The organism is Aminobacterium sp., from assembly GCF_034926885.1.
Taxonomy (GTDB): domain Bacteria; phylum Synergistota; class Synergistia; order Synergistales; family Aminobacteriaceae; genus Aminobacterium.
The window spans coordinates 1-7,659 of the sequence record NZ_JAYFQR010000024.1; the positions used below are offsets into that span (position 1 = coordinate 1).

9 protein-coding genes are annotated in these 7,659 nt (G+C 42.2%); 7 read left to right on the forward strand and 2 right to left on the reverse strand.

Annotated elements, in window-relative coordinates:
* From VB083_RS10035 to sfsA, 3 genes are all read left to right on the forward strand, one after another.
* On the forward strand, positions 1-140 hold a 140-nt coding region (locus VB083_RS10035), incomplete at its 5' end, for a sodium ion-translocating decarboxylase subunit beta (protein ID WP_213691540.1).
* Positions 141-219: 79 nt separating this feature from the next.
* Complete coding sequence (locus VB083_RS10040; protein WP_213691983.1) at positions 220-711, forward strand: AbrB family transcriptional regulator; 492 nt, start codon at positions 220-222, stop codon at positions 709-711.
* Between the two features lie 12 nt (positions 712-723).
* Positions 724-1,791, forward strand: coding sequence for a DNA/RNA nuclease SfsA (gene sfsA, locus VB083_RS10045; protein ID WP_213696023.1), 1,068 nt, complete (start codon positions 724-726; stop codon positions 1,789-1,791).
* On the opposite strand, the gene VB083_RS10050 is transcribed toward sfsA, so the two are convergent.
* Entirely contained in the window at positions 1,781-2,587 is an 807-nt protein-coding gene (locus tag VB083_RS10050; RefSeq protein WP_213696022.1) for a universal stress protein, read from the reverse strand. The genes sfsA and VB083_RS10050 overlap by 11 nt on opposite strands.
* A 123-nt stretch (positions 2,588-2,710) precedes the next feature.
* On the opposite strand from VB083_RS10050, the gene VB083_RS10055 reads away from it, so the two are divergent.
* The 4 genes from VB083_RS10055 to VB083_RS10070 are packed head-to-tail and all read left to right on the forward strand — an operon-like array spanning position 2,711 to position 5,967.
* Positions 2,711-3,592 (forward strand): lysophospholipid acyltransferase family protein, encoded by an 882-nt coding sequence (locus VB083_RS10055; RefSeq protein ID WP_213691980.1) that lies wholly within the window; start codon positions 2,711-2,713, stop codon positions 3,590-3,592.
* A gap of 2 nt (positions 3,593-3,594) precedes the next feature.
* Positions 3,595-4,047: an endonuclease gene (locus VB083_RS10060; RefSeq protein WP_213691979.1), complete on the forward strand. Its 453-nt coding sequence runs from the start codon at positions 3,595-3,597 to the stop codon at positions 4,045-4,047.
* 24 nt (positions 4,048-4,071) lie between these two features.
* Entirely contained in the window at positions 4,072-4,557 is a 486-nt protein-coding gene (locus VB083_RS10065; RefSeq protein ID WP_213691978.1) for a chemotaxis protein CheX, read from the forward strand.
* Between the two features lie 15 nt (positions 4,558-4,572).
* Entirely contained in the window at positions 4,573-5,967 is a 1,395-nt protein-coding gene (locus tag VB083_RS10070; protein ID WP_213691977.1) for a chloride channel protein, read from the forward strand.
* 68 nt (positions 5,968-6,035) lie between these two features.
* Here the strand turns inward: VB083_RS10070 and VB083_RS10075 are convergent, their stop codons facing one another.
* The gene (locus VB083_RS10075; RefSeq protein WP_213691976.1) at positions 6,036-7,322 is read right to left on the reverse strand and encodes a dicarboxylate/amino acid:cation symporter; all 1,287 of its coding nucleotides are present in this window, start codon (positions 7,320-7,322) and stop codon (positions 6,036-6,038) included.
* Between the last annotated feature and the right edge of the window lie 337 nt (positions 7,323-7,659).

Sequence of the window (7,659 nt, forward strand, 5' to 3'; positions counted from 1 at the left end):
TGGCGGCACGAGTGGTACAGCGAATGTGTCAGAAAGAGAATCCTGGCAACTTCCTGCTTATGCACGCTATGGGACCCAACGTGGCTGGTGTTATCGGCACTGCCGTCGCTGCGTCCGTTATGCTTACCCTCTTGAGCTAAATCTTTAATAATATAAACGTCAGAAATTTATTTAGGGGGCTTTTAAAGCCCCCTTTTCTTAAAGGGTGATGGAATAGAAATGACAAATGTTTTCCTTTATGTTGGCATTATAGCGGGAGGAGTTGTAGGGTATAAGTTAAAGATCCCATCTGGGGCACTTGTAGGGGGCTTGTTAGGGGGGTTGTTTATCAAGGGCTTTATGGGAATGGAAGCGCAACATATGAAATTCTTATCCTTTCTTTCTCAATTATTCGTAGCTTTTGTTATAGTTGCTCAAGCTGATATGGCTACTGTTCGTCAAATTCCTCGATTTATTCCAATAGCGATTGTGTATAGTCTTGTCATTTTACTTTTTAGTATTTTACTTGCTTTTTGTATCTCCAAGTTAAGTGGAATAGATATAATGACTGCTGTCTTTTCAACAGCGCCAGGAGGACTTTCCGGCTTAGGGTTGGCTGCTGTAGAATCTGGCGCTAATGCTCCTGTTGCTCTCCTTTTTCACGTCATTCGTATTTCCGTCGTACTCATTTCTATCCCCTTTATAGCAATCTTTTTTAGTAGTCCTCATTAAGGAGAATAATATATGGCAGATATATTTCATATAGGAGAAAGGAACGCTCTTATCGAAGCACGTTTTCTGGAAAGGCCAAATCGCTTCTTAGTCATATGTCGTCTCTCCGATGGAGAAAGAGTTCAGGCATTTCTCCCAAATCCAGGCAGATTATGGGAGCTATTGTACCCTGAAACAACTCTCTATTTAATCAAAGAGAGCGCAGCGGCAGCGTCTCGAAAAACGAAATTTACTGTTGTGGGAGCCCTTGCGGAGCATGGACCGGTTATGCTTCATACCCATAAAACTAATGACGTTGCGGCGTGGCTTTTCAATCAGGGGCAAGTTCCAGGACTAGAGGCATATAGAGTTGTAAGAAGAGAAGTTTCTTGGGGAAACAGCCGATTTGATCTTCTCATCTCTAACGGAAAAGAGCCCATGGTCATAGAGGTAAAATCGTGTTCTCTATTTGGAAAAAAGATAGCTATGTTTCCAGATGCTCCTTCAACACGGGCTCTAAAACATCTAAATGAATTGCGCCGCATAAACGAGCAGGAAATAAGAGCAGGGATTCTTTTTATTGTGCAATCCGGTCATCCTGATTTTTTTATCCCCGACTATCATACTGACTTTGATTTTTCAATGGCTCTAAAAGAGAATCAGTTCGAAAGCAGTCAAAATGAGAGACTTATGATTAAAGCCTTGAAAATTTCATGGGATAAATTATTTACGATGAGACAAAAAATAGAAGAAATTCCCATTCTTTGGAATCTCCTGAAACAAGAGTGCACAACAAAGGGTTACTCTCTTTCTATTCACATGTTAGAAAATGGACAGTATGGAATACATGTTCTACCACAGATAAAAAAGGCCTCTTCTCGAATTCTGGCCATACGAACAACTCAACCTATAGAAGAAACACTTTTCAATAGGCTTTCCCTGCTTTGTGACGATGCAAAATTTCTCGAAGATAGAGGAATAAAAATGTTTATTTTCAACAAAAATCCTTTAAAAGAGCCTGATTTTGTTCAGTTTTTGATTGATATGCGCATTAATCGTTTGGAATCTATGATTGCCTCAAATCTTCTGGTCAGGCAGTAGGCAGAACCAAAACGGGACACGTCGTTCCTTCTATAAGGGCTTCAGCTGTGGAGCCTAATATTAACTGCCAGATTTCTCTTTGCGTAGAGAGACCGACAACGAGAAGACTCGGAGAAGTCTTTTCTATCCAGGAAGGAAGCTCTATTTCAGGCTGCCCACTTACGATTTGCATCGAAGTTTCGGTGTTCCATGAACTTACATCTTGTGTTACCACTTCCAGCGCCTCTTCTGCTGCATTTATGAGAGTCTGGGAATCTTCTGCGTCTTCAAGGGGAACGCCATGGACAAGAGTCAGAGTCGGAACAGTATCCACCTGCTGAAGAATGTCTCTGAGTTCATGAAGCATCATATCTGTCCGTTCCGGCGATAAATCTACTGCGACGGCAATGTTTTGATATATATCTTCTTCGGGAAAATGTTCATTGCGGGAACGTAAAATAAGTTGAGGAATAGCAAGTCGTCTTACAAGTGGGGTCAATTCGCCTGCTTCTTGTGAGGGAATGACAGCGAATGTACATTCTTCTTTTGATGCGTATTCAGGAATAATTTCTAGAGATTCTCCTGCAGCTACGATTACTTTGTAAAAAAGCTTTTCTGGCAGGTTTTTCTGGCAGAATTCGTTGAGAGTCGTTTCTGCTTCTTGTACAAGTTGGGGAATATTCATCCCAGCGGCCGGGCTGACAACATGAACGATAAGAATGTCCGATTGTCGCTGAAGAGCTCTTCTGGAAACCCACAAAAGAGCTTCTTTTGAGAAAGAAGACATATCCATTGGGAACAAAATTCGCCGTAACATATTGCGAATCACCTCCTGAGGAATTTTTTCTTCTTAACTTTCTCAATAAGTATATCGCAATATATATAGTGTTACACTTGAATAAGGTATAATAATCGGCGAATTTTTATGGAGGATAGATAAGTGGGATTAAGTCAGAATACAACATGGACTTTAATTCAATATATGCAAAAGTTGTTTCAGGCATTACCACATAAGACGGCTCTTCAGTTGGGTGGTGCTTTAGGAACAACTCTTTGGGCTTTGAGCAAGAAGCGAGTTGATAAGGCCGAAAAAAGATGTGTGGAAGCCCTTGGTGTGGGAGTTACTACCGCTAGACACATAGTAAGGCGATCTTATCTGAATCTTGGGCGTTCTGCTGCCGAGTTTGTTCGTTTGCCGAAATTCATTTCTTCTCTCGATTCTTTTGTAACTGTTCATGGAGAAGAAAATCTTCGTCGAGCATATGAAAAAGGAAATGGCGTTATTCTTATAACAGGGCATATAGGCAATTGGGAGATTGCAGCAGCGAGCATTGCCCGAATGGGATATCCAATGAATGCCATTGGAGCAGAACAGCGAGATGAACGAATTACTGACATGATTATCGAATATAGAAAGAAATGTAATGTTTCCACTATAAGCAAGGGGTTTAGTTTAAAAGCGGCAATGACATGCCTTAGAAAAGGAGAGGTACTTGCCATTTTGATTGACCAGGATGTTCGCGACAAAGGGATTATCGCGCCTTTTTTAGGTCTTCCCGCAAGCACTCCTTATGGTCCTATAAAAATGAGTCTTAAGTATGAATGCCCGATGGTTCCAGTTTTTATTATAAGAAGGGTGGATGGGGTACACCACGATCTTTATTTTTTACCTCCTTTTGAAGATTCGAATTCTGAAAAATTTGGAGAAAATCTGGCAAAAGCAGTAACTATATGTAATAATTCGATAAGTTCGTGGATTTCTCAGTACCCGGATCAGTGGATGTGGTTATATCCTCGTTGGGCATCCACCATGGGAAAGTAAAAATGTTGTTGGGCATAGATCCTGGAAGAGATAAGATTGGTTGGGCTCTAACTGATGATAATGGAGTTTTGCTTATTTCAGGCATAGTAAAAAAGCAAGATCTGCCTCTCTTTTTGGAGAGCCTTTTGAAACGTGAATGGGCTCTTTTAACCCCTTGGATCAGGGAAAACAGAAAGAACTATTTTAACCCCGATACAGACCTGAGAGTTGTTGTGGGGAATGGAACAACGTGTCAAGAGATTTTATCTTTTTTAGAAGGGCAAGGAATATATGCAGAAATAGTGGAAGAGCGAGGTTCAACTCTTGAAGCGAGGAAAGTGTTCTGGAGCTTACATCCCCCTAAGGGGTTATGGAAGTTATTTCCAGACTCTCTTAGAACACCCAATCGAGATATTGATGATCTGGCTGCTCTTGTAATTGTTCGTCGCTATATAACATTAGAAGCGAGGGAATAGATTGAGGAAGGGAGATTCTGGTTTATGGGCGTAGAAAAATTGGCGACTCTTGTTAATACTTTTGGGTCATCTCTAATTTCAGTGAGTCGTGAAATGGGGGTGGAAGTATCTCTTCTCAAGTCAGAGGTGGCGCAAGGGGTTCATGTTCATGGAAGTTGCTTGGCCTCACTTGTCGGTGTTGTTGGGGGAGGACTTCAGGGAACGGCTGTAATTATGCTTGATCAGGCAGGTTTCAGCGCTGTCGTATCAGCAATGTCTGGTGGCATGATACAACCTGACATTGAAGATCCTGTTGCAACAAGTGTCATTGGGGAACTTTCAAATATGGTGAGCGGTCGGGCGCTTACCCAATCTTCTCTCGAGGGGGTAGACGTAACTCCTCCTCAAATTATTACAGGAGCGGGCATCCGGACGGTTCCAAGTGAATCTCTTGGAATTCGTAATTTTACTTTGCCTTTTTCCATTGCACAGGGAGGTTATCTCTATCTAGTTCTCTCTTTTCATTGTTAATTTTGTTTTTTTGGAGTGAGATTATTGCAGGAGGATTCGTGGGCGAGGTTTTTTAAAGAAGAATTTGCGCTTTTTTACAGTGTTTTCAAGTGGTTGGTGTTGGCAGTTATTATTGGTATTTTCGTGGGAACGGGTACCTCTACCTTTATGCTTACTCTCGAAAAGTTTTCAACAGAAGTCGGTACGCTTCCTCCATGGAGGATTGTTTTGCTGCCTGTCGGGCTTTTCGTGAGTGTTTTGTTGGTGAGGTACCTTAAGTTCTCAGATGATAGCAGTCAAGGAACGGAAAGCGTGATAGAAGCTGTTCACCATCATGATGGACGGATCAATGTCTATAGTGTGGTGGTTAAGGTGGTAGCGGCTATTATCACTATTTCTACAGGGGGCTCTCTCGGTAAGGAAGGGCCGAGCGCACAAATTGGTGGGGCTGTTTCAAATCTTTTTGCGACAGGATTGCGCTTGAATGATGTAGATCGTAGAAAATTGGTCGTTTGTGGTGTATCTGCAGGTATGGCGTCTGTCTTTGGAGCACCAGTTGCAGGTGCAGTTTTCGGTCTTGAAGCGTTGTACGTTGGGCAGGTCTTTTACGATGTTCTTTTGCCGTGTATCGTGAGCGGCATGGTAAGTTATCAAGTTTCTTTGAATCTTGGCATGGCCTATATCTATAAACCTCTTTTTTATATTCCCCGTTTAACAGGAGCAAATATTATTGTCTGGGTTGTATGCGCGGGGGTCTTTTTTGGTCTTGTTTCTCTTCTTTTCATTGAAATTCTTCACACGGCTCAGAAAATATATAGAAAAATAGGACTCCACCCCCTTTTAGGGTCAGTTCTTGGAGGAGTTGTTCTCGTTCTTTTATCGTTGCTCGTAGGTCCTAGGTATTTGGGTCTAGGATCTCAAACTATATCTGAGGCTATTACTGGTGCCAAGGTTCCAGCGTTGGCTTTTATATGGAAATCTCTCTTCACAGGTGTAACTTTGGCAGCTGGAGGAAGTGGCGGACTCGTGACGCCTACTCTTTTCATAGGGGCGGCCTCTGGTGCAACCTTTGCATCGATCTTTAGTTTAGACCCTGTTCTTTTCAGCTGCATCGGTTTTGTAGCCGTTCTTGCTGGAGCAGCTAATACTCCTATTGCGGCGGCTATTTTAGCTGCGGAGCTTTTTGGTTCTAGAGTGGCAAGCCTTGCGGCTATTGCGTCAGTTATCTCTTTTGTTGTTTCTGGATATAGAAGCATTTATCCCGATCAGATTGTGAAGTGTCCTAAATCTCCCGTTCTTGATATTTGCGACGAATATCAACGTGTTGGGGAGTGTGACCCTGATCCTGCCTTAACGCGACTTCCTTTAGTTCGTTTGATTGTTCGAAGTTATCGACTTTGGAAGCATAGACAAAATCTCAAACATAAATAATGAAAAGAAGAGGCTGCTTTCAAAGCAGCCTCTTCTTTTTGTGCTTTTTAACGTATTTACTTCATTTTCTACTTACTCCATTTCGATAGATCAAGCAGTTTTTCACTCTTGGCTACGACAGTAGATCCTACCAAGTCGCCAGTGACATTGAGGCAGGTTCTTCCCATATCAAGAATGGCGTCAATACCCAATATCATGGCATATGCAGCCGCTACAGGAGATCCTTGTTCTATGGGAAGTCCCACAGAATCAAGAACAAGAAGAAGCATAATCGCGCCAGCTCCTGGAACGCCTGCTGTTCCTATTGAAGCGAGAACCGCTGTTAAAATAACAGTCATTTGTTGTGCAAAGTTGAGAGGAAGACCAACGGCAAAGCCAATGAAAAGGGCGCAAACTCCCTGATAAATGGCGGTTCCGTCCATGTTGATGGTGGCTCCCAGAGGAAGAGTGAAGGAATATACGTTTTTTGCTACGCCTAGATTTTCGTCAGCATTGCTCATACTGACTGGTAGGGTTCCGCTACTACTTCGTGTGACAAAGGCTGTGATCATAGCTTCCTTTGCTCCTCGTAAAAAGGTAAAGAGGCCAAGTTTGTTCAGTGTGAGGATTCCTCCATAAACAACAATGAGATGAATGATATATCCCAGGAAGCAGGCAAAAGTTACAGTTCCCAAGGGGCCAATTGCCTTGGCTCCCTGTTGTGCGAATACAACGGCAAGAAGGGCGAATACACCAATGGGGGCATACTGTAATACCCAGCCGACAATTTTGTACATAGCTTCTGCTGCACCATCAAACATTTTGAATAGTAACTCTCCAGCCTCTTGAATACGACTGTTTTTGCTGATTTTAAGATAGCTGATGCCAAGACCAAACATAATGGCAAAGAAAATAGTGGGAAGAACATCTCCTCCAGATAGAGCACCGAAGGGGTTTGTAGGAATGATATTGAGGAATGTTTTTGCAAGGGATGGTTTTTCAAGAGCGCGACCTGCCGCTTCCCCTATAACGCCGAGGTCTAATCCAAGTCCCGGATGGAATAAATTTCCCATAAGTAAGCCGACAGCAACTGCAAAAGCTGATGTAAGAAGATAAAAGACGACAATTTTGACTCCGACTTTGCCGAGTTCCGCTGGGCTTATACTTGCAGCCCCGACAACAAGTGTTGTTAGAATAATAGGCATAACGATCATTTTTAATAGACGAACAAAAATGTCCCCTAAGGGTTTCACCCATAAAATCGAATCTCCGGCCACCATCCCCACTATTGCGCCAAGAACAAGACCAATAAGAATCCGTATTAATAAATTACTTTTGAAATACCAATCGAACATACCTTTTTTTTCGCTTTCCATACCCCTTTCCACCTCCCATTAATATTGAGTGGCTATTTTGTAATATTTTCTTATTACACATTGTTATGTAAATATCTAAATTGTACATTCTTTTAGAGAGCAGTACAAGAAGATGATTAATTAAAAGAGTTGTTCCTTAGCACTGTGTACGTTAAAATTCACTGTAAGTATTATTGTATAGACAAGAGGAGGGCCGATCTGTAGATGGGCCAGAGTTTCGTTCCGTTTACTTAGGTAAAGTGAAAGAGATAATGAAAAAGGCGGGCACCTCTCCTTTATACTGGTGTTGCTCAAACAACCAAAATAAAGGATATAGGAGGTAAACCCGCCATGACAT